Origin of the sequence: Croceibacter sp. (assembly GCF_002716225.1) — a bacterium.
GTDB classification, from domain to species: Bacteria; Bacteroidota; Bacteroidia; order Flavobacteriales; family Flavobacteriaceae; genus Croceibacter; species Croceibacter atlanticus.
Genome location: NZ_PAZX01000013.1, coordinates 1 through 22088 on the forward strand (window position 1 = coordinate 1; position 22088 = coordinate 22088).

At 33.8% G+C, this 22088-nt stretch carries 19 protein-coding genes; 7 read left to right on the forward strand and 12 right to left on the reverse strand.

Features of this window, described 5'->3' with window-relative positions; all coding sequences use genetic code 11:
- Nucleotides 1-209 precede the first annotated feature (209 nt).
- Complete coding sequence (sucC, locus tag CL818_RS09775; protein ID WP_013187452.1) at nucleotides 210-1403, reverse strand: ADP-forming succinate--CoA ligase subunit beta; 1194 nt, start codon at nucleotides 1401-1403, stop codon at nucleotides 210-212.
- Nucleotides 1404-1623: 220 nt separating this feature from the next.
- Between sucC and lysA the strand changes: the two genes are divergently transcribed.
- From lysA to CL818_RS09805, 6 genes are all read left to right on the forward strand, one after another.
- The gene (gene lysA, locus CL818_RS09780) at nucleotides 1624-2844 is read left to right on the forward strand and encodes a diaminopimelate decarboxylase (RefSeq protein WP_219359597.1); all 1221 of its coding nucleotides are present in this window, start codon (nucleotides 1624-1626) and stop codon (nucleotides 2842-2844) included.
- A 139-nt stretch (nucleotides 2845-2983) separates the two neighbouring features.
- Nucleotides 2984-3460 carry a heme-binding domain-containing protein gene (locus CL818_RS09785; protein WP_272974325.1) on the forward strand — a complete coding sequence of 159 codons (477 nt, stop codon included), beginning with the start codon at nucleotides 2984-2986 and terminating at the stop codon, nucleotides 3458-3460.
- Between the two features lie 157 nt (nucleotides 3461-3617).
- Entirely contained in the window at nucleotides 3618-4847 is a 1230-nt protein-coding gene (locus CL818_RS09790) for a DUF4856 domain-containing protein (RefSeq protein WP_272974326.1), read from the forward strand.
- A 76-nt stretch (nucleotides 4848-4923) separates the two neighbouring features.
- Nucleotides 4924-6084: an imelysin family protein gene (locus CL818_RS09795; protein WP_272974327.1), complete on the forward strand. Its 1161-nt coding sequence runs from the start codon at nucleotides 4924-4926 to the stop codon at nucleotides 6082-6084.
- 3 nt (nucleotides 6085-6087) lie between these two features.
- The gene (locus CL818_RS09800; protein WP_272974328.1) at nucleotides 6088-7452 is read left to right on the forward strand and encodes an HTTM domain-containing protein; all 1365 of its coding nucleotides are present in this window, start codon (nucleotides 6088-6090) and stop codon (nucleotides 7450-7452) included.
- Nucleotides 7433-9973 (forward strand): TonB-dependent receptor domain-containing protein, encoded by a 2541-nt coding sequence (locus tag CL818_RS09805; RefSeq protein ID WP_272974329.1) that lies wholly within the window; start codon nucleotides 7433-7435, stop codon nucleotides 9971-9973. Before CL818_RS09800 ends, CL818_RS09805 begins: the two co-directional genes overlap by 20 nt.
- A gap of 58 nt (nucleotides 9974-10031) precedes the next feature.
- On the opposite strand, the gene CL818_RS09810 is transcribed toward CL818_RS09805, so the two are convergent.
- Nucleotides 10032-10277, reverse strand: coding sequence for a hypothetical protein (locus CL818_RS09810; RefSeq protein WP_013187445.1), 246 nt, complete (start codon nucleotides 10275-10277; stop codon nucleotides 10032-10034).
- A gap of 198 nt (nucleotides 10278-10475) precedes the next feature.
- Here CL818_RS09810 and guaB point away from each other — a divergent pair, with 198 nt between their 5' ends.
- Complete coding sequence (guaB, locus tag CL818_RS09815; protein ID WP_272974330.1) at nucleotides 10476-11948, forward strand: IMP dehydrogenase; 1473 nt, start codon at nucleotides 10476-10478, stop codon at nucleotides 11946-11948.
- Between the two features lie 100 nt (nucleotides 11949-12048).
- Here guaB and CL818_RS09820 read toward each other — a convergent pair whose 3' ends face one another.
- The 10 genes from CL818_RS09820 to CL818_RS09865 all read right to left on the reverse strand — a co-directional run bounded on the left by CL818_RS09820 (nucleotide 12049) and on the right by CL818_RS09865 (nucleotide 21959).
- Complete coding sequence (locus CL818_RS09820) at nucleotides 12049-12909, reverse strand: hypothetical protein (RefSeq protein ID WP_272974331.1); 861 nt, start codon at nucleotides 12907-12909, stop codon at nucleotides 12049-12051.
- Between the two features lie 135 nt (nucleotides 12910-13044).
- Nucleotides 13045-13581, reverse strand: a complete 537-nt coding sequence (locus tag CL818_RS09825; RefSeq protein WP_272974332.1) for an OmpH/Skp family outer membrane protein — start codon at nucleotides 13579-13581, stop codon at nucleotides 13045-13047.
- Nucleotides 13582-13633: 52 nt separating this feature from the next.
- Nucleotides 13634-13885 (reverse strand): hypothetical protein, encoded by a 252-nt coding sequence (locus tag CL818_RS09830; RefSeq protein ID WP_272974333.1) that lies wholly within the window; start codon nucleotides 13883-13885, stop codon nucleotides 13634-13636.
- Entirely contained in the window at nucleotides 13872-15740 is a 1869-nt protein-coding gene (gene yidC, locus CL818_RS09835) for a membrane protein insertase YidC (protein ID WP_272974334.1), read from the reverse strand. Before yidC ends, CL818_RS09830 begins: the two co-directional genes overlap by 14 nt.
- 81 nt (nucleotides 15741-15821) lie before the next feature.
- Nucleotides 15822-17441: a CTP synthase gene (gene pyrG, locus CL818_RS09840; protein WP_272974335.1), complete on the reverse strand. Its 1620-nt coding sequence runs from the start codon at nucleotides 17439-17441 to the stop codon at nucleotides 15822-15824.
- Nucleotides 17442-17577: 136 nt separating this feature from the next.
- Complete coding sequence (locus CL818_RS09845; protein WP_013187438.1) at nucleotides 17578-17805, reverse strand: DUF3820 family protein; 228 nt, start codon at nucleotides 17803-17805, stop codon at nucleotides 17578-17580.
- A 4-nt stretch (nucleotides 17806-17809) separates the two neighbouring features.
- The gene (locus CL818_RS09850) at nucleotides 17810-19387 is read right to left on the reverse strand and encodes a bifunctional metallophosphatase/5'-nucleotidase (RefSeq protein WP_272974336.1); all 1578 of its coding nucleotides are present in this window, start codon (nucleotides 19385-19387) and stop codon (nucleotides 17810-17812) included.
- A 31-nt stretch (nucleotides 19388-19418) separates the two neighbouring features.
- Entirely contained in the window at nucleotides 19419-20285 is an 867-nt protein-coding gene (locus CL818_RS09855; protein ID WP_286972883.1) for a hydroxymethylglutaryl-CoA lyase, read from the reverse strand.
- A 42-nt stretch (nucleotides 20286-20327) separates the two neighbouring features.
- Nucleotides 20328-20939 carry a LysE family translocator gene (locus CL818_RS09860; protein ID WP_013187435.1) on the reverse strand — a complete coding sequence of 204 codons (612 nt, stop codon included), beginning with the start codon at nucleotides 20937-20939 and terminating at the stop codon, nucleotides 20328-20330.
- Nucleotides 20940-21959 (reverse strand): quinone-dependent dihydroorotate dehydrogenase, encoded by a 1020-nt coding sequence (locus CL818_RS09865; RefSeq protein WP_272974372.1) that lies wholly within the window; start codon nucleotides 21957-21959, stop codon nucleotides 20940-20942. It abuts the gene before it with no gap.
- Nucleotides 21960-22088: the final 129 nt, after the last annotated feature.

Genomic DNA, 22088 nt, shown 5'->3' on the forward strand with positions numbered 1-22088 from the left:
TTATGATTATTTAGAACAATTTTTTAGAGCTTATGTAATGGCTGGCGTACTTATAGGTAATGATCCTGTAACACCAACTTGGACTAAAGGAGATAAGTACGAAGAAGCAGCAAAAGAATTATATAAAAAGTAAATTTTAATTGAAAAAGAAAAAGCCCTTTCAGAATTACTGAAAGGGCTTTTTCTTTTTATAAAAGTTGCTTAATGTATTATGCTAATACAGCTTGTACTTTATCTGCAGCTTCTTTAAACTCGATAGCACTTTGTACTGGTAAACCACTATTGTCTATAAGTTCTTTTGCTATGTCTGCGTTTGTTCCTTGTAAACGTACAATGATTGGTACTTTTACAGCATCTCCCATTGCTTTGTAAGCATCTACAACACCTTGTGCCACACGGTCACAACGTACAATACCTCCAAAAATGTTTATTAAGATAGCTTTTACTTCTGGATCTTTTAAGATTAATCTAAAAGCAGCCTCTACTCTAGCAGCATCTGCAGTACCTCCAACATCTAGGAAGTTAGCAGGAGAACCACCAGCTTGCTTAATTAAATCCATAGTTGCCATTGCCAATCCAGCACCGTTAACCATACAGCCAACATTACCATCTAGATCTACATAGTTAAGACCAACTTCTTTAGCTTCAACTTCTGTAGGATTTTCTTCTCTTATGTCACGCATTGCTGCATAATCTTTATGACGGAACAATGCATTCTCATCTAAAGTTACTTTTGCATCAACAGCAATAATTTTATCGTCACTAGTTTTTAAAACTGGATTAATTTCAAACATAGAAGAATCAGATTCCATATATGCTTTGTATAATGCAGTAACAAACTTTGTCATTTGTTTAAATGCCTGTCCTTTAAGACCTAGGTTAAAAGCTATTTTACGAGCTTGAAAACCTTGTAGTCCAGTTGCAGGATCTATCTCTTCTGTAAAAATTAAGTGTGGTGTTTCTTCGGCTACAGTTTCAATATCCATTCCACCTTCTGTAGAATACATTACCATATTTTTACCTGTTGCTCTATTTAAAAGCACACCCATATAATATTCTTCTGGTTCACTATCGCCAGGATAGTAAACATCTTCTGCAACTAATACTTGGTGTACCTTTTTACCTTCTTTAGAAGTTTGGGGAGTTACCAAATTCATCCCGATGATATCATTAGAAATGCTTTCTACCTCTTGAAGGTTTTTAGCCAACTTAACACCGCCACCTTTACCACGGCCACCAGCGTGAACCTGTGCTTTAATCACGTGCCAACCTGTTCCGGTTTGCTCTGTTAATTTCTTAGCTGCCTCAACAGCTTCTTGTGGAGTTTGTGCCACAATACCGCGTTGTATCTCAACGCCAAAACTGCTTAATATTTCTTTTCCTTGATATTCGTGTAAGTTCATAGTGGTTGTCCTAAAATTTTAGATTGCAAAAATAAAAAAAGGGAGTCGATTACCCTAATCTATCTTATAAAGGTTTATCAAAAAAAGAGAAAGCTTGTTATTTAGGAGATTTTATAATACAAAATTTTAAGGTTAAGCGTATTTATTAGAGTTTCTTTAAGAGATATACTCAAAGAGTTGTTTAATTTTACGCCCTTATTTTAATTTCAATTATTTAACAATGAAAAATCAAGACCTTTTAAACATTACTGAGGCATACGGTAGTCCCGTATATGTGTACAATGCTGAGACGATTGAATCTCAGTACAAACGCTTAACCAGTGCATTTAAAAAGGTCAAACAGGTGCGTATTAACTACGCAGTTAAGGCATTATCTAATTTAGCAATACTTCAACTAATGAAGCGTATGGGCGCAGGTCTAGACACCGTTTCTATTCAAGAAGTAAAATTAGGCTTAGCTGCTGGCGTAGATCCTAAGAAAATTATATACACTCCAAATGGAGTGTCTATGGAGGAAATAGAAGAAGTTGCAGCACTTGGTGTTCAAATAAACATAGATAATCTTTCTGTTTTAGAGCAATTTGGTACTAAACATCCTAAAATTCCTGTTTGTATTCGTATAAACCCACACGTAATGGCAGGTGGCAACACTAACATTTCCGTAGGACATATAGATAGTAAATTTGGAATAAGCATTCACCAAATTCCGCATATACTAAGAATTGTAGAGCTTACTAAAATGAATATAAATGGTGTGCATATGCATACGGGTAGCGATATTTTAGATATTGATGTTTTCTTATATGCTTCTGAAATTTTATTCGACACGGCTAAAAACTTTAAAGATTTAGAGTTTATAGATTTTGGTAGCGGATTTAAAGTACCTTATAAAGAAGGCGATATTGAAACTAATATTGAAGAGTTTGGAGACAAGCTTTCTACACGCTTTAAAGAATTTTGCAAAGAATATGGTAAAGACCTAACCTTAGCGTTTGAGCCAGGTAAATTTCTAGTAAGCGAGGCTGGTAAGTTTTTAGCCAAAGTAAATGTTGTAAAGCAAACAACATCTACAGTATTTGCTCAAATAGATTCTGGTTTTAATCACTTAATAAGACCAATGCTTTACGGTTCTCAACATGAGATTATGAACATTTCTAACCCTAACGGGAGACAACGTTTTTATTCTGTTGTAGGCTATATCTGTGAAACAGATACTTTTGCAAACAACAGACGTATAAACGAAATTAAAGAAAATGACATTTTAGCCTTTAGTAATGCAGGAGCCTATTGCTTTAGTATGGCTAGTAATTACAACTCAAGATTTAGACCACCAGAAGTACTTTGGTACCAAGGTAAGGCACATTTAATACGCGAACGTGAAACCTTCGACGATTTACTGAAACACCAAGTTCCTATGGAATTTGAACCAGTAACTGCCTAACTATAAAGACAAAGCCGAGCATAATGCTCGGCTTTATTTATTTAATTTAAATTTTAGAATCGCAAAATATTTTTACAAAAAGCTAAATAGAATAATTCTAAATAAATTGTAGATTTGTGCAACATAATATCTAGACACTATGAAGTTTATAAAAACTATCCTTATCATTCTTTTAGTAGCACTTGTTGTTATTCAATTTATTCCTGTCGAAAAAAACATACAAGACAATTACACTAGCGTTGTTGCTTTTGAGACAGAAACAAATATGCCAGAAAACATTAAAGCTATTATGCGTAAGGATTGTTATGATTGTCATAGTAACCAAACGGTTTATCCTTGGTATGCACAAATTGCACCTGCAAATTTCTTTTTAGCAGATCACATAGAAGAAGGTAAAGAACATTTAAATTTTTCTGGCTGGAATGAATATAGCGCAAAACGTAAAGACCATAAATTAGATGAACTTATTGAAGAAGTTGAAGAAGGAGAAATGCCTTTGGAATCTTATACTTGGGTTCATGGCACTATTACCGAGGAAGAAAAAGAAAGCCTAATCTCTTGGGCAAAACTTGCAAGACAAGTATATACACCTCAATTACAGACTACAAAACAATAGAGCATACTTCCCCAAGTTTAACTAAATGTTAAACTTTAATTTTATTTAGAATAAATACAGATAACCTTGTTTAGATTGTATCTAGATAGTATATTTGCACGCAGATATAATTATCTATTTATAATAAATCTAAATAAATACAACCAAAGACTCCATTATGAGACACCTTATGTTATCTGCAATAGTTGCAACAAGTTTAGCAACTGTATCATGTTCATCAGATGATGATTCTAATGTAATAGACCAGCCTTCAGAAATAAATGTTCCTTCAACGTATAGCTTTTCAAGAGGTGGCGAGTCTACCGTAAGTTATAGTGGCCAAACTACACGTATATTAATGAGTGAAGAAATTGTATCTTCATTTAGTGATTTTGACAATGCTACAGAAGCTTCAATCGATGCAATGTTTGCTCACGAAGAAGGCGCAAACGATTTTTCTTCAGAAGACTTAAACGCTTCAAACAAAAGTGTACGTAGTAAAGTTGCTGCAAGTAGAGATTTCTTTAGCACTAACACTACAGAAAGTGCAGAAATTAAAGCAGATTTTGATGGTTTTATTGCAGACCAAGTTAACATTGTATTTCCTAATCAAAACACAGCTGCGCAACCTGGTGTTGCAGGACAGATTGCAGACGGAACTTCAACACGCTATGTAAATGAAAGCGGTATAGAGCTTAACCAATACTTTGCTAAAGGTTTAATTGGTGCATTAATGACAGACCAAATTTTAAACAACTACTTAAGTACTGCTGTTTTAGATGAAGCTGACAACAGGGACACTAATGACAATGATATAACAGAAGAAGGAAGTGCTTATACCACAATGGAGCACAAATGGGATGAGGCTTATGGTTACTTATTTGGTGCATCTGCAACTGCAGACAATCCTGTAGCTACTATTGGTGATGCAGATTCATTTTTAAATAAATATGTTGGCCGTGTAGAAGGAGATGCAGACTTTGCAGGCATTACACAAACTATTTTTGATGCCTTTAAATTAGGTAGAGCTGCAATTGTAGCTAAAGATTATGAGGTAAGAGATGCGCAAGCAGAAATTATAAGAACAGAAATCTCTAAAGTTATTGGTATAAGAGCTGTTTACTACTTGCAACAAGGTAGTGTAGCCATTACTAACAATGATATGGGAGCTGCTTTTCACGATTTATCTGAAGGTATAGGATTTGTTTATAGCCTTCAATTTACAAGACAACCAGGAACAAATGCTCAACTATTTACAAGAGCAGAAGTACAAGCACTTATCGCTAATTTATTAGACGATGGTGAAAACGGACTTTGGAATATAACTCCTGAAAGCTTACAGGAAGTTTCTGAAGCTATTGCAAGCAAGTTTAGCTTTACAGTAGCACAAGCAGGAAGCGCACAATAAGTGTTAATTTTTTGAATTGGTAAGCGACCGGTTGCTTAAAACAATCGGTTGCTTTTTTTAATAAATTTGCAAACTAATGAGTATAGAAATCACAAGAATGACAAAAGGTTTAAACTGGGTATTATCGCTGTTAACTATTGCAGTTATAGTTAGCTGTTCTTCAGATAGCGGTTCAGATGATGGTACAACTACTGGAGGAAACAACCAAGACAACTTTAACCGTGAAACTATGCTCATAAACTGGGCAGATAATATCATTATTCCTAGTTACATTTCTTTTAAGGCAGATGCAGATGCAATGGTTACTGCAACTACAACCTTTACAGCAACACCAAGTCAAGCTAATCTTGATAACTTAAGAGCTGCTTGGGAAGCAGCATACCTTTCGTTTCAAAATGTATCTATGTTCGAAATTGGCAAAGCCGAAGAAGAACGCTACAGAAACAGATTAAATGTTTATCCTACAAATACAACAGAAATAGAAGACTTTATTGCTTCTGGTTCTTATGACCTATCCTTACCATCTACTATAGATGCTCAAGGTTTTCCTGCTTTAGATTATTTAATTTACGGTGCAGCCAATACAGATACAGATATTATTGCACTTTACTCTACAAATGCTAATGCAGATAATTACAAACAATACTTAAATGAGCTATCTCAAACTATAGCTACATTAACAGATATTGTACTAACAGATTGGCAAACTAACTTTAGAGATACGTTTGTAGCAAACACTAGCTCATCTTCAACAGGATCTGTAGATAAGCTTGCAAACGATTATATTTTATATTACGAAAAAGGTTTGCGTGCAGGTAAAATTGGTATTCCTGCAGGTAATTTTTCTAATGAAACTCTACCAGAAAATGTAGAAGGTTTTTATAGAAAAGATTTATCTAAAGCTTTATTTAATGCATCTTTAACAGCTACTCAAAATTTCTTTGAAGGAAAGCATTTTAATAGTAATACAGAAGGCGAAAGCTTTAAAAGCTATTTAAATTTCTTAAACACCATAAAAAATGGTGATGATTTAAGTACACTAATTGTTAATCAATTTGAAGCTTCAAGAACACAAGGAAATTTATTAAATGATGATTTCACTCAGCAGATTGAAACAGATAATTCTGTTATGCTGTTAACTTTTGATGAATTACAACGCAATGTTATTCTTTTAAAAGTAGACATGTTGCAAGCTTTAGATATTAATGTAGACTTTATAGATACAGATGGCGATTAATAAATGCTAAACAACATTACAACATATCTAAATAAAAATACTGAGACCGCACCATTAGCGGTCTTTCGTATTTTTTTTGGGGTAATGATGTTGGCTAGTATTATTAGATTTTGGGCTAATGGCTGGATTTATAAATTATATATTGAGCCACAGTTCTTCTTCTCCTATTTTGGATTTAGCTGGGTTAAACCTTTAGGGTCTTACACCTACCTCCTATTTGTAATTTGTGGCTTGGCTGCTTTGTTTGTGGCACTTGGCTTAAAGTACAGAATTGCCATTATAACGTTCTTCTTAAGCTTCACCTATATTGAGCTTATGGATAAAAGCACTTACTTAAACCATTACTACTTTATAAGTTGCCTAAGCTTTTTAATGATATGGCTACCAGCTAACAGGTATTTTTCTTTAGATACCAAATACAACCCCAAATTAAAACTTAATCAAGTCCCAAATTGGACAATTGATGCGATTAAGGCATTACTATTTATCGTATACTTTTATGCAGGTTTAGCTAAATTAAATTCAGATTGGTTAGTTAAAGCTATGCCTTTAAAAATTTGGCTTCCTTCTAAATATGATTTACCACTTTTAGGAAATTTAATGCAACAGGAATGGATGCATTATGCCTTTAGCTGGAGTGGCGCATTATATGATTTGGCAATTCCTTTCTTATTACTGTGGAGACGAACTAGATTTTTAGCATTTATATTAGTTGTTGTATTTCACGTACTTACTAGAGTATTGTTTCCTATAGGTATGTTTCCATATATCATGATAGTTAGCGCACTTATCTTTTTTGATTCGGGTGTACATCATAAAATCTTAGCAGTAATTTCTAAACTTTTTAAAATAGAGACCTCTAGCCTTAATGTTGAAGAAGCTAAATCGCCTAATAAATATAAAGGAAGCTTTAACAAAGGTTTAGTGGGCGTATTCCTTGTTATTCAATTACTTTTGCCGTGGCGTTATTTAGCATATCCTGGAGAGTTGTTTTGGACAGAAGAAGGCTATCGTTTTTCTTGGCGTGTTATGCTAATGGAAAAAGCTGGCTATGCTCAGTTTAAAGTAGTTAATGCAGAAACCGGTAAACAATTTTACGTGGATAACAGTGATTTTTTGAGTCCGTTACAAGAAAAGCAAATGAGCACACAACCTGATTTTATTTTGGAGTATGCGCAATTTTTAGGACGTCATTTTAAATCTCAAGGCCATCAAAACATACAGGTTTTTGTAGAAAGCTATGTTGCATTAAACGGCAGAAGAAGCCAACCCTACATAAACCCAAAGGTCGATTTATTACAACAACGTGATAATTTAAATCACAAAACTTGGATTTTAGATTTTAAAGATGATATTAAAGGATTATAATATTTTGAGAGTTAAAAGCAAAAGCATCAGTTTAATAAAAAGCATCCTAAACCACACTAAAGCTTTAGAGGTTAAAGAATTAAAAGATTTCAAGACATTCTCTCTAACTATTTTATTTTCAGTTTTACTTTCCACTGTTTCATTTTCTCAATACACCTTTTCTGGCCAAGTAAATTCAGAAGACAGAAACTTACCTATTGCAGAGGCTGAAGTTTATATTACAACACTAGGCATTTCAACAACTACAGATAATGAAGGGAATTTCAGCTTTCAAAATTTGGATGAAGGCACATATAGCATAACCATATTTACCTATGAGTATGATTTATATGAAGAGACAATCCAACTTACAGATAACCTTCAGAAAACATATACCTTAAAACAATTAGGAGATCAGCTTACAGAGGTAATTATCACTCAACGTAAAGAACGTATTTTTGCACTAAGACAATTAAAACCTGTTGAAGGCACTGCTATTTATGCAGGAAAAAAGTCTGAAGTTGTTATTGTAGATAATATCTCGATGAATACTGCAACCAATAATGCACGCCAATTATACTCTCAAATTGTAGGCCTTAATATTTATGAGAATAATGATGCAGGTTTACAGTTAAATGTTGGTGGTAGAGGCTTAAATCCTAATAGAACCGCAAATTTTAATACGCGACAAAATGGCTATGATATTTCTGCAGATGTGTTAGGATATCCAGAAAGTTATTACACACCACCAGCCGAAGCTTTAGAAACTATTGAAGTTGTGAGAGGTGCCGCATCTTTACAATACGGTACTCAGTTTGGTGGTCTTATTAACTTTAAAATAAAAAAACCATCTAAAAAGCCTTTCGAGTTTATTACTAGAAACACATTAGGAAGTTACAACCTATTTACAACTTTTAATAGTGTAAGCGGCACAGTAAACGACTTTGAGTATTACTCTTACATTAACTACAAAAAAGGAGATGATTTTAGGCCAAACTCCAATTTTGAGTCTTATAATGGTCATGCTCATTTAGGGTATCAACTTTCAGAAAAAACTAAATTAACGTTTGAAGGGTCTTATTTATATTACTTAGCGCAACAACCTGGCGGTCTTACAGATGAGCAGTTTGAAGAAAATCCAACATTTAGTAACCGTACAAGAAACTTTTTTGAAGTAGATTGGAAACTTTATAACCTTAGATTAGATCATAAATTTTCAGAAAAAACTGATTTTAGTTTAAGTCTATTTCATCTAGATGCGCACAGAAAATCTGTTGGATTTCGAGAGAATAGAGTTTCTCAAGAAGACGACCTAGATGCGCCGAGAGAATTAATTGAAGGCAATTTTAGAAATTGGGGTGCAGAAGCTAGAGTGCTTACCAATTATGAGTTATTTGGAGATGATAATGTCCTGCTTTTAGGTGGCAAGTATTACCAATCTAACAATAACGAACGCCAAGGACCTGGTACAAATGGTACAGATGCCAATTTTGAGTTTGCCACAGAAGACTATCCCAACTATGCACGCCAATCTGATTTTGAATTCCCAAATCTTAATCTAGCCTTCTTTGGAGAGAATATCTTTAATGTTACAGATAAGTTTTCTGTAACTCCTGGATTTAGATTTGAATATATAAAAACTGAAAGTCTAGGAGAATTTAAACGTATTAACTTTGATATAGCTGGCAACCCAATCTTAAATGAAGATGTGCCAGACAATCGTGATTTTGAACGCAACTTTGTACTCCTAGGTGTTGGTTTTAGTTACAAACCTTATACATCTATTGAGTTATATGGTAATGTAAGTCAAAACTACAGATCTGTAACCTTTAATGATATTCGTATAACTAATCCATCTTTAACAGTAGATCCTAACATAAGCGATGAAGAAGGTTATACTATTGATTTTGGTGCAAGAGGACGTATAGGAAAATATATTAATTATGATATTGGCGGATTTTTCTTAAGCTATCAAGACCGTTTAGGAGTAATCTTAAGAGAAGTAAGTGATATTGAAGAAGAACGATTTAGAGGTAATATAGGTGATGCTATTACTTATGGTTTTGAAGGTTTTGCAGATTGGAACATTTGGGACACGTTTTCTGAAAACAAAGATTTTAGACTTAGTGCATTTACTAATTTATCCTTAACAGACTCAGAGTACACATCGTCTCAAGAAAATAACGTTGAAGGTAACAACGTAGAGTTTATTCCCGATGTTAACTTAAAAACAGGATTAAGATTTGGATACAAAAACTTTTTAGGCAGTTTACAATATACGTATTTAAGTGAGCAATTTACAGATGCTACAAACTCACCTAGAGATTTAGAAAGCCAAAGTGGTATTGTTGGTGAAATTCCAGCGTATGACATCTTAGACTTATCTGTGTCTTATACTTATAAACGTTTTAAGTTTGAAACTGGCATTAACAACTTATTAGACAACAGCTATTTTGTAAGACGAGCAACCGGTTATCCTGGACCAGGAATAATTCCTAGCCAACCTCGTACCTATTATGGTACACTTCAAATAAAGCTATAAATTAAAATCCTGATAAACCGTAAAGCTTATCAGGATATATTTATTAAATCTGTTAGGATTATGCTTCAGCTTGTGGTGCCCAAGACGCGCATAACATACCTGCAGATGCGTGATCTGGATGAGCACAATGTTCAGTTTCAAAACGTGCACAACTTAAACAGTTTCTATCATTTTTAAGACTTAGCTTCATATCAAAACTATCACAAGTGTGTTTTCCTGAAACCATTACTTTATGTATTGCACAAATGCCACCATCTACATAATGGTCACAGTTTATACAGTTATTCGCTAATCTAATTGCCATAATTATTATTTTTTAACTAAATTATTAATAATATCATTAAGATTCAATTTAAATTATACGCTTAGGATACCTAAATGTTACTAATATTAAATGCTTGTAAATTTATGTTTTACAACGTATTTGAGGAATTTAATCGTTATCTTTGCACGCAATTAAACACGAACTCACTTCTATACTTCAGAAGCCAATTTAATTGCTATGACTGCACACGAAAACAAAATATTAGGAGAAGGATTAACTTATGATGATGTCCTTCTTGTTCCAGCCTTTTCTGAAGTACTTCCTAGAGAAGTCAGTATAAAATCTAAATTTACGCGCAACATAACTATTAATGTACCAATTGTATCTGCTGCTATGGATACTGTTACAGAAAGTAGAATGGCTATTGCCATGGCTCGTGAAGGTGGTATTGGTGTACTTCATAAAAATATGAGCATTAAAAAGCAGGCGCTTAAAGTACGTAAAGTTAAGCGTGCAGAAAGTGGTATGATCATAGATCCTGTAACATTGCCTATCACTGCTACAGTAGCAGACGCCCAAGCTAGTATGAAAGAATTTAGTATTGGCGGTATTCCTATCGTTGATGATAATGGTAAATTATTAGGAATTGTAACCAATCGTGATCTTAGATTTGAAAAAAATTACAGTCGCTCTATAAGTGAAGTAATGACTTCAGAAAATCTTGTTACTGTATCTGAAGGTACCTCATTAGAAGACGCTGAAGATATTTTACAACAACACAAAATTGAAAAGTTACCCGTAGTTAGTGTTGAAGATAAATTAGTTGGCTTAATTACATTTAGAGATATTACTAAACTTTCTCAAAAGCCAATTGCTAATAAAGATGAATATGGCCGTTTGCGTGTTGCTGCAGCTATTGGCGTAACCGGAGATGCAGTTGAGCGTGCAGAAGCATTAGTAAATGCTGGTGTAGATGCTGTGATTATAGATACTGCTCATGGTCACACTAAAGGTGTTGTTGCTGTATTAAAAGATGTAAAAAAGAAATTTCCAAAATTAGAAGTAGTTGTTGGTAACATTGCTACTGGAGAAGCTGCTAAATATTTAGTTGAAGCTGGTGCAGATGCTGTAAAAGTAGGTATTGGTCCAGGTTCTATATGTACAACACGTGTGGTTGCAGGTGTAGGATTTCCTCAATTTTCTGCTGTATTAGAAGTAGCTGCTGCTATTAAAGGCTCTGGCGTTCCTGTTATTGCAGATGGCGGTATAAGATATACTGGAGATATCCCTAAAGCCATTGCTGCAGGTGCAGATACTGTAATGTTAGGTAGTTTGTTGGCAGGTACAAAAGAATCTCCTGGCGAAACTATTATTTACGAAGGAAGAAAGTTTAAATCATATCGAGGTATGGGTTCTGTAGAAGCTATGAAACAAGGTTCTAAGGATCGTTACTTTCAAGATGTTGAAGATGACATCAAGAAACTAGTACCAGAAGGAATTGTAGGACGTGTACCTTATAAAGGTGAACTTTATGAAAGCATACATCAATTTATTGGTGGTTTGCGCGCTGGTATGGGTTATTGTGGTGCTAAGGATGTAGATACCTTAAAAGAGACCGGACGTTTTGTAAAAATTACGTCTTCAGGAATTAATGAGAGTCATCCTCACGATGTTACTATTACTAAGGAGTCTCCTAATTATAGTAGATAAGAAAATTTTAAAGTATTAAATATATAAAGCCCAATCATTGTAGTTATGATTGGGCTTTGTATTTGTTAACTATTAACAAACTAAATTAGATACTATCTATTTAATTACAATATGGACAAGTTGCCTCATAATCTGCAATGATATCACATAAAAGATTATACTCTGTTGTATTACCAGTACACTGCGCTAATTGGGCTGTTTGACAAAATTGTGCGATTTGACCTTCTGTTGGTCCATTGTATTCAAGATTACCGCAATCTGTTCCACTGCCACCACCATTACCATCATCATCACTTGTATCAGAGCTAATAAACTCATCTGGTTCTATAACGATATTTTCACCTTCTAAGTTAAAATCCATAGACACATCCTGACTATTACCGCTTTCATCTGTAAATGAAAAATTAAGTGCGCCACTTACTTTTTCCAATGGATAATCTTGGCGCACACCATCTATTACTTGCTCACGACCATTAGAAACTCGCTCATTAACCACCATAGATACATTCTGAATACTAACAACTACTTCATTTGAAGAACCATTACCAAAATAAGCATCTTGTCCATTAATTACACCGCCTCTGTAAAAGCTCACTTGATTCTCAAAACGCATTGTAAATGAAAAGAAATAAGGATTTGTTACAATTTGGCCTACTGCAACACCATTAGAATTAAAATCTGTATCAAAGGTGAAATTAAAAACATCTATACCTACACCATTGTTTAACCCAAATCGAAAAGTGCTTGAGTCCCCAAAATGTACAATTTCATTGATATCACAATTTGATTCATCTTGTTCTTCATAATATGCACCACCTTTTAACGCGTAGGCTTGATCGTTTACTGTTATAGTAACATCTTGCGTTCCTAAGAAGTTATCTGCAGGGTTCTCATCATCGGAACAAGAAATTGCTAAAACTGCTAAGACTACATAAAGTGTAATTCTAAATACTGATTTCATAATTTTAGGTTTTAAACAAAACTAGCTGCTTAAATACAGTTATGTAATACCCATTTTTGGTTATTTTTTTAGTTAAAATAAGTCCATAAAAAAACCCGTTCAAATTGAACGGGTTTTTAAATTTATTTATCTCTTTTAATTCTGTCCTTGCGGTTGCTGTTGTTTAATAGTAACTCCCATACGTTTCATTACAGCTTCTGTAACATCAAATTTTGGATCGGCATAGCCTAATGCTCCAGAACCTATGTTTAAAACCTGAGAATAGTTTTGTGCTTTAGCTTCAGCATCTAAAGCTTTACCTATACGTTGGTACAAAGGCGCTAAAAGTTGATCTCTTCTTAAACTTAACAATTGAGAACCATTTTTTCTAAACTGCATTATATCATTCTCTACGTTAGCAATTTCTTGACTTTTAGTTTGCTTCATAGCATCAGTCATCGTTGCTTGAGCAGCATCAAAAGCTTTGTACTTAGTTTCATAGTCTGTCATCTTTGTTTGCAGTTGTGCAGATAATGATGCCTCGTAATTTGCAAGACTATCATTAACTTTTTTAAGCTCATCTGTCATGTTGGTTAAGATAAAATCTACATCTACTGTTCCAACTTTAGATTGTGCCATACTTACAGTAGTTGTAACTATAAAAAAGGCTGCTAATAAAATATTCTTCATCATATGTTTAAATTTTTACAAATGTAATAAAGCTATAAGAACTAACACATTAGTCTTAATCTTTTACAGCGTGTACTACACCTCTATGTGGTTTTAATGCATCTCTAACAGTTTTCATTTCTGTTTCTAAAACTATTACATATGCTATACTATGCATTATTGAAAGGGTTTCAACACCTATGCCAAAATGTTCTTTAGACTCAATTTGAAAATATTCTTTGAGGTGAATCTCATGATGTTTAGCTATAGGCTCTGCATCTGGACCTCTAAAATCCCAAATTAGTTTTAGTTGTCTATTTTTTTGCATTTTTCTGAGCTTCTGCCTGTTCCATCATTTCTTGCATTTTCTTAGAAAATCTGTTTTGTTTTTTAGGCTTCTTCTTGTTTGCTTCTATCTTAGCGTGAATCTTATCTTCATCTATAATTACATTCTTAATAACTAACATAATACCAATTGTAATAAGGTTAGAGATAAAGTAATATAATGATAAACCACTCGCGTAGTTATTAAAGAAGAACAACATTAATAATGGCGACAGGTACATGATAAACTTCATGTTAGGCATTCCTGGCTGAGAGTTTTGCTGCATGGTTTGCCCAGTAGTCATCGTCATATAAAAGAAGATAGCTACAGATGCTAATATTGGGAACAAACTCACGTGGTCGCCATAAAATGGAATGCTAAAAGGTAACTCTGCAATAGTATCATAACTTGACAAATCATCTGCCCAAAGGAAACTTTTCTGCCTTAGTTGAAATGCACTTGGGAAAAATTGAAACAATGCATAGAATACAGGCAATTGCATAAGTGCCGGTAAACAACCACTCATTGGGCTTGCGCCTGCCTTACTATACAGCTTCATTGTTTCTTGCTGCTTTTTCATTGGGTTGTCCTTATACTTTTCATTAAGCTCATTTATTTCTGGCTTAAGAACTTTCATCTTAGCTTGAGACAAGTAAGATTTATAAGTAACTGGAGACAGCACTATTCTTACAACAATTGTCATAATTATAATTGCCACACCATAAGATACAACTCCAAAACTTGTAATAAATGCAAAGAATGGTATAAATACATAACGGTTTATCCATCCAAAAATTCCCCAACCTAATGGAATAACCTCATCAAGATTCCTATCATAATCATTTAAGATTTTATAATCTGAAGGACCGTAGTACCAATTCATATTATAATCTATTTCACCACCTTTAGTTTCTAATGGAAACTGTGCTGTAAATTCCTTTGTGTAAACTGTATCTATATCTTCATCTTCAACCAAATTTTTAGACGTAAACTTACCTGTTTTAAAAGGCGTATCCGTAAGTAAGATTGAAGTAAAGAAGTGTTGTTTAAATGCTACATAAGTAACATCTTCCTCTTCATCATCTGTAAAATCTTGCTGTCCTAAGTAATCATCTTTACCATCTTCATATTCATATATAGCCTCAGTATATCTGTTTTCATAAGAAATACTCTTAGCGTGCCTATAACCTTTTAATTTCCAGTTAAGCACAGCAGCTTCAGATGTATTCAATACATTTTCTAAACCTTTAGAGTTTATAGAAAAATCTAACATATACTCACCAGGCTTAAGCTCATAACGGTATTCTAGATATTCAGAATTTGAAACCTTAAGCTTCATACTTAAAACTTGGTTGTCACCACTTTTAGATAAAGTAGGCTCAAATGCTAAGTTTTCAGTATTTAAAGTGCGGTTGTCAGACGTTTTAAAATTAATATTGAAAGATGCGTTGTTATCTTTTATAAGATGAACAGGAATAGAGTCGTAGGTTTTAAAATTCTTCATTTTAGCCTCAACTATTTGACCTCCTTTGTTTGCTACCTTTAAAAACAAAACATCATTTTCAAATGTTGTTACTGTGCCATTATCATATTGGTTTGAATAACCGAATGATCCTAATTGTGCATTAGCCCTAGCTTGTTTTATAGAGTCTGTTTCTGTGGTGGCTACCTGAGTAGAGTCAACAGTAGTTGGTGTAGCAACTTCATTAGTTGCGTTTACTTTTTCAACTTGCTCTGTAGTTGCTTTTTCTTGAAGTTCCTCTTCTGTTGGTGCATTTCTGTAAAGCATCCAAATAAGAATACCACCAATTAATATAAAACCGATTAATGAGTTAAGGTCAAATTTTTTATTTTCCATGTATTTATCTTCTGTGGAATTGCACGTTTCAAAAACACGCCCATTTATTAATGATGTGCCAACTTGGCACGAGTTCTTATGTTATCTGTTTTGAGAATATTGTTTACAAGCTTCAACAAAGCCAACAAATAATGGATGCGGATTTGCTACTGTACTTTTATATTCTGGATGGTATTGCACACCTATAAACCAAGGATGGTCTTTAAGCTCAATAGTTTCAACTAATCCTGTATCTGGATTTATACCTGTACTAATTAAACCTGCAGCTTCTAATTGCTCCTTATATTTATTATTGTATTCATAACGATGTCTGTGACGCTCGTGTATGGTTTGAGAGTTGTAAATCTCATGGATTTTAGAACCATCTTTTAATTTACATTCCCAAGAACCTAATCGCATTGTGCCACCCATTTGGGTAATGTTCTTTTGATCTTCCATTATTGCGATAACAGGGTTTTTAGTACTGCCATCCATCTCAATAGAATTAGCATCTGAAAGGTTAAGTACATTTCTTGCATACTCTATAACAGCCATTTGCATACCTAAACAAATACCAAAAAATGGTAAGTTATTTTCTCTTGCAAATTTTACAGCATCTACCTTTCCTTCTATACCACGTTCTCCAAAACCAGGTGCAACTAAGATACCATCTAAATGAGATATTTTGTCTTTTATAGTAGCATCATCAATAAATTCTGAGTGTATGCTTTCTATATTCACTTTTACCTCATTCTCTGCTCCAGCATGAATAAATGCTTCTAAAATAGATTTATAAGAATCTTGCAGCTCAACATACTTACCTACCAAACCAACAGTTACTTCACAAGTCGGATTTTTATGTCGTTTTAAAAAGGCATTCCAATGTGTAAGATCTGGTTGGGTGTCCTTAGAAAGTTTTAATTTATCTAAAGTAATAACATCTAAACCTTCTTCTAACATAAGGTTAGGAACATCATATATTGTAGAAGCATCAATAGATTGTATAACGGCTTCACGCTTTACATTACAGAATAATGCTAGTTTATCACGAAGGTCATCAGACAATTCATGCTCTGTTCTACAAACAAGGATATCGGCTTTTATACCGCTTTCCATTAATGTTTTTACGCTATGTTGTGTAGGTTTTGTCTTTAACTCTCCTGCTGCAGATAAGTAAGGGATTAATGTTAAGTGAATAACTAATGCATTATCATCTCCTAGTTCCCACTTTAATTGCCTTACACTTTCTATGTATGGTAAAGACTCAATATCTCCAACAGTACCTCCAATCTCAGTAATCACAATATCATAATCACCGTGCTTACCTAGCATTTGTATACGTTCCTTAATTTCATTGGTTATATGAGGAACAACTTGCACTGTCTTACCTAAAAACTCTCCACGACGCTCTTTTTCTATAACACTTTGATAAATGCGACCAGTAGTAACGTTATTTTCCTGAGACGTATTTACATTTAGAAATCGCTCATAATGACCTAGATCTAAATCTGTTTCTGCACCATCTTCTGTAACATAACATTCGCCATGTTCATAAGGGTTTAGTGTTCCTGGATCTACATTTATGTAGGGATCTAATTTTTGTATGGTTGTTTTGTAGCCTCTTGCTTGAAGTAGCTTAGCAAGTGATGCGGCTATAATGCCTTTTCCTAATGAAGAGGAAACGCCTCCCGTAACGAAAATATACTTGGTTTGTTGCGCCATTGTTTTGTCTTTACGGGATGCAAAGGTAATAAAAGTTAAGCGTGTATTAGTAAGAGATAGGATTAAACTGAATAAAATAGTTATTGTAATAATTAATATTACAACCTTCTAATTATTAATAAAATACCATAATAAATTAAAACCTATCTCTAATAGTTCTAATCATAGGTTCTAGGCCATTTACTTTAATCTCGAATATTTGCTCTAATTGATTGCCTAATTTTCCTTTTGGAAATCCTTTTTGCTTGTACCAAACAATATAATGTTCTGGTAAATCGATTAAAAATCTGCCTTTAAATTTTCCGTAGGGCATTTTAGCTTTAGCAAGCTCAATAAGTTTAGATTGATCTGGAAGTAAACTCAATAGATTATAGTGTTTTTAGGTAGGCAATAACGGCTTTTCTAATATCTCCAGCTAAACTATCTGCATTTGGAGTAACTACATTAATCACTCCTGGCTCACCCGTTTTTAGCATAGGAACATCAAAACCTTTTAATAAATAATCTGATGTTGCTATCCAATAGGACTCTTCTGCATTTATAGGCTTTCCTTTTACAAGCCAATTACCAGTTTCTGCATCCTGTGTAATGTTATAACGTTGCAAGTATGCTCCTGTTCCAGCACTTTGTTTTCCGTAATCTAACACGTCATTTAATAAGCTTCCTTTAATATTTACTTTTAATAAATTACCTCCAAATGGTAATACTCTAAAAATATCAAAACTACTTATATCGCCTTCTAATTCATCATCTATCCTAAAAGAACCGCCATTTACAAATACAGCATCTACTTCATTATTGTAAGCAAAACTCATTGCTTTAGTCACTATCTTCCCTAAGTTGGTCTGTTTGCTTCTACCCGAAGCGTCTGTACCGTCTAAAACTTCTTTTGCGGTATAAATAACCTCGTAAGGATTGTCTATAACTTTTTTTATTTCAGCATCTTGAATAGCAGTCCATTTATCAACTATCGACTGCACATAAGGGTCTTTAGGAATAGCTTTGGTAATTGGTATTAATGTAGATTTTACACTAACCTTTTTTGTGTTTGTATTGTAAGCAAACTCATGTAAGAATGCAGACTTTGCATTGGCATCTGCTTTTGTAATTCTGGTGGATCCTACAGTAACGTCAATTGCATCATGTTCATGACCACCAATAATTAGTGGTAACTGTGGTAACTGTTTTGCTAACTCTTTATCTTCTGCTAAACTTAAATGCGTAAAACCTATAACAACATCTGTTGTGTCTTTAATACTATTATAAGCAAAGGTAGCATCGGTTAAGTAATTACCGTAATCTACCCAATCCTGTGGATTAGAATCTATGGTAACACTTACAAATCCTAAAGACATTGCAATACTATCTTTATTATAAATTCTTATAGATTTAGTTTGTGGTATACCATATTTAATGCCGTAGTGTTCTTTGAAAAAAGGTAAGATAATATCGCCACCGTTATATTGAACATTAGCAGACACCCAATTAAACATAGATTCATTTAATCTGGATTGAAATTCTTTAGGTTTCAAATCAAACTCATGATTACCAAATGTTGCCAGGTCAAATTTCATAGCATTCATCACCTCAATCATCTGCTTACCCTTAATTCGCTCTCCTTCATATTTTAAGGTTCCCAACAACGAGGGATTTAAAAAATCTCCTGCCATTGTTAAGAATGTATTTGGGTTTTCTTTCTTTAATGAATCCCTAAGTGTAGCAACTCGTGCCATACCACCTATTGTACCATTCTCCAATGCTGCAATTTCATAAACATCATTTACGGCTAGAATATTGAAGCGTATTAAGTCTTCTTCAACCACATTTTTGATAGGTGCATTAGGTAATGTAGAGGTTGTACTACAAGACCACATAATCATGCTTAAAATACAAATGCAGGATACCTTTATGGAAACTGATTTTAAAAATCTGATTGAACGTGTCATAAATGCGATTGCTTAATAGTAAAACCTATTTTTAATGATACTTGGTAAATATTTTAGTGGCTTCATTATAGGAAGATTCAAAGCTCATCATCTTAACATTGGTCTCAGCTTTAACTTGCGTCATGTATGACAATACTTTTTCTGTAGGCATATTTCCTGTAAGGTCATCTTTAGCCATAGGGCAACCGCCAAAGCCTTGTATTGCACCATCAAAACGCACACAACCGGCTTGATATGCGGCGTGTATTTTTTCGTGCCATGTCGTTGGTGTGGTATGCAAATGTGCTCCAAACTCTATGTCTGGATATTTAGGAATAAGGTTTGAGAACAAATAATCTATAGTCTCAGGATCTGAGGTTCCTACAGTATCTGATAATGACAATATCTTAGCACCCATTGCAGATAATTTTTCTGTCCACTCTCCTACAATCTCAACATTCCAAGGATCTCCATAAGGGTTACCAAAGCCCATAGATATATAAGTGACCACTTCTTTATTTGAAGCATCTGCTATATTTAAAATCTCTTGAAGTGTTTCAACAGATTGTTGAATGGTTTTATGCGTATTACGCATCTGAAAATTTTCAGAAATAGAAAATGGATACCCTAAATATTGAATTTCAGGATGATTAGATGCATCTTGAGCGCCTCTAGTATTGGCTACTATTGCTAATAATTTACTCGTTGTTGAAGAGAGATCTAACTTAGATAACACTTCAGCAGTATCAACCATTTGTGGTATGGCTTTAGGAGATACAAAGCTCCCAAAATCTATAGTATCAAAACCGCAACGCAACAAGGCTTGAAGGTATTGTACTTTTTTCTCTGTTGGAATAAAATCTTTGATACCTTGCATAGCATCGCGAGGGCATTCAATGATTTTTACAGCGTTGGACATACTTACATTTTGAAGTTATTCAAAGATAATCAAATTGGATGCTTAAATAAATATGAAGATGGCTATTCCTACAAATACTATAATTTGAAGCCACTTTAACACCACGCCTATTGTATTACTTTGTCTTAAATATTTTGATATTTTTCCTGCTAGTATAGCTATACTTGAAAACACTAAGAACGAGACTAACATAAAGGTTCCGCCTAATATAAAGAATTGCAGTGTTGTATTGCCATCTGGGTTCCAAATAAACGCTGGAAAAAATGCTAAAAAGAACAGCATTACCTTGGGGTTGAGTAAATTCATTACAACGCCAATTTTAAATAATTCGATGTATGATTTTTTCTCTTGTGTACCATCTATAGCAATAGATGCATCACTTTTATAAATTTTAAACGCCAGGTATAATAAATAAGCTGCACCAATTAGTTTTATAATAAAAAAGAGTTGTGGTGATGCTGTAATAAGCGCAGACACTCCAAATGCTAGTAATGCAGTGTGTACTATACAACCAGAAATTAATCCAGCTACCGTCGCAATTCCTGCCTTGCTCCCATTGCTTATACTTTGGGTTAATACATAAATATTGTCTGGACCTGGAGAAAATGCCAATACAATAGTTGCCAAAGAAAATGAGATAAGTGCTTCTAACATTTAAGCTTGTAACAAAAGTTCTGTATTAATATCTTTTATTAGCTGTGGCCCTTCATAGATAAATCCTGTATAAAGTTGTACTAAAGATGCTCCTGCTTCAATCTTCTCAAGCGCATCTTCGGCAGAGTGTATGCCTCCAACTCCTATAATAGGAAAAGCCTTATCACTTCTTTCAGAAAGAAATCTTATAACTTCAGTGGAGCGTTTTGTGAGTGGTTTTCCACTTAAACCACCAATCTCTTCTTTATTTACAGATGTTAAACCTTCTCTAGAAATTGTAGTGTTTGTTGCAATTACGCCGTCAATTTTTGTAGTTGCTACTATATCAATTATGTCTAATAATTGGTCTTCAGTAAGATCTGGTGCTATTTTTAATAGAATTGGCTTACGTTTCTCCTTTTGGGCATTTAAGTCTTGCAATGTTGCCAACAACTTAGTAAGTGGTTCTTTGTCTTGTAATTCTCTCAAACCTGGTGTATTCGGTGAGCTAACATTAACAACAAAGTAGTCTACAACATTAAACAATGCATTAAAGCATAAAATATAGTCGTTAACAGCTTCATCATTTGGAGTTACTTTATTTTTCCCAATATTACCACCAATAAGTACATTCTTATTTTTTTGTAATCTAACAACAGCTTCTGCTACACCACCATTGTTAAACCCCATTCGGTTAATAATGGCCTGATCTTCTTTTAATCTAAATAATCGTTTTTTAGGGTTTCCTGGTTGTGGTTTAGGTGTAACCGTACCTATTTCTATAAAGCCAAAACCAAAATGAGATAATTCTTTATAAAGCTTGGCATCCTTATCAAATCCTGCAGCTAAGCCTACTGGATTTTTAAATTTAAGACCAAATACCTCACGCTCTAATCGCGTATCATTAACTTGATACAGTTTTTTAATAATATTCTTAGAACCTGGCACTTTAAATAAACGTCTTACACTTGAAAATGTAAAATGATGAATTTCTTCAGGGTCAGATTTAAAAAGGATTGGCCTTAGGATAGACTTGTACATAGCTGAAATTAGGTGCTTCAAAAATAACTGATTTAATTAGGTGCTACAAATAGGCTTCAAAAAGAAATTTTAAAGTTATACACTACTAATCCTAGCTTGTTTTTAGGACCGCATTTCTATACTTTTGAA

Coding starts and splice junctions, on each gene's coding strand:
- CL818_RS09865 (WP_272974372.1), bottom strand. CDS start 21,959: ATGTACAAGTCTATCCTAAGGCCAATCCTTTTTAAATCTGACCCTGAA.
- sucC (WP_013187452.1), bottom strand. CDS start 1,403: ATGAACTTACACGAATATCAAGGAAAAGAAATATTAAGCAGTTTTGGC.
- CL818_RS09790 (WP_272974326.1), top strand. CDS start 3,618: ATGAGACACCTTATGTTATCTGCAATAGTTGCAACAAGTTTAGCAACT.
- yidC (WP_272974334.1), bottom strand. CDS start 15,740: ATGGAAAATAAAAAATTTGACCTTAACTCATTAATCGGTTTTATATTA.
- CL818_RS09855 (WP_286972883.1), bottom strand. CDS start 20,285: ATGTCCAACGCTGTAAAAATCATTGAATGCCCTCGCGATGCTATGCAA.
- CL818_RS09795 (WP_272974327.1), top strand. CDS start 4,924: ATGAGTATAGAAATCACAAGAATGACAAAAGGTTTAAACTGGGTATTA.
- lysA (WP_219359597.1), top strand. CDS start 1,624: ATGAAAAATCAAGACCTTTTAAACATTACTGAGGCATACGGTAGTCCC.
- guaB (WP_272974330.1), top strand. CDS start 10,476: ATGACTGCACACGAAAACAAAATATTAGGAGAAGGATTAACTTATGAT.
- CL818_RS09830 (WP_272974333.1), bottom strand. CDS start 13,885: ATGCAAAAAAATAGACAACTAAAACTAATTTGGGATTTTAGAGGTCCA.
- CL818_RS09785 (WP_272974325.1), top strand. CDS start 2,984: ATGAAGTTTATAAAAACTATCCTTATCATTCTTTTAGTAGCACTTGTT.
- CL818_RS09820 (WP_272974331.1), bottom strand. CDS start 12,909: ATGAAATCAGTATTTAGAATTACACTTTATGTAGTCTTAGCAGTTTTA.
- CL818_RS09850 (WP_272974336.1), bottom strand. CDS start 19,387: ATGACACGTTCAATCAGATTTTTAAAATCAGTTTCCATAAAGGTATCC.
- CL818_RS09800 (WP_272974328.1), top strand. CDS start 6,088: ATGCTAAACAACATTACAACATATCTAAATAAAAATACTGAGACCGCA.
- CL818_RS09805 (WP_272974329.1), top strand. CDS start 7,433: ATGATATTAAAGGATTATAATATTTTGAGAGTTAAAAGCAAAAGCATC.
- CL818_RS09810 (WP_013187445.1), bottom strand. CDS start 10,277: ATGGCAATTAGATTAGCGAATAACTGTATAAACTGTGACCATTATGTA.
- CL818_RS09860 (WP_013187435.1), bottom strand. CDS start 20,939: ATGTTAGAAGCACTTATCTCATTTTCTTTGGCAACTATTGTATTGGCA.
- CL818_RS09825 (WP_272974332.1), bottom strand. CDS start 13,581: ATGATGAAGAATATTTTATTAGCAGCCTTTTTTATAGTTACAACTACT.
- pyrG (WP_272974335.1), bottom strand. CDS start 17,441: ATGGCGCAACAAACCAAGTATATTTTCGTTACGGGAGGCGTTTCCTCT.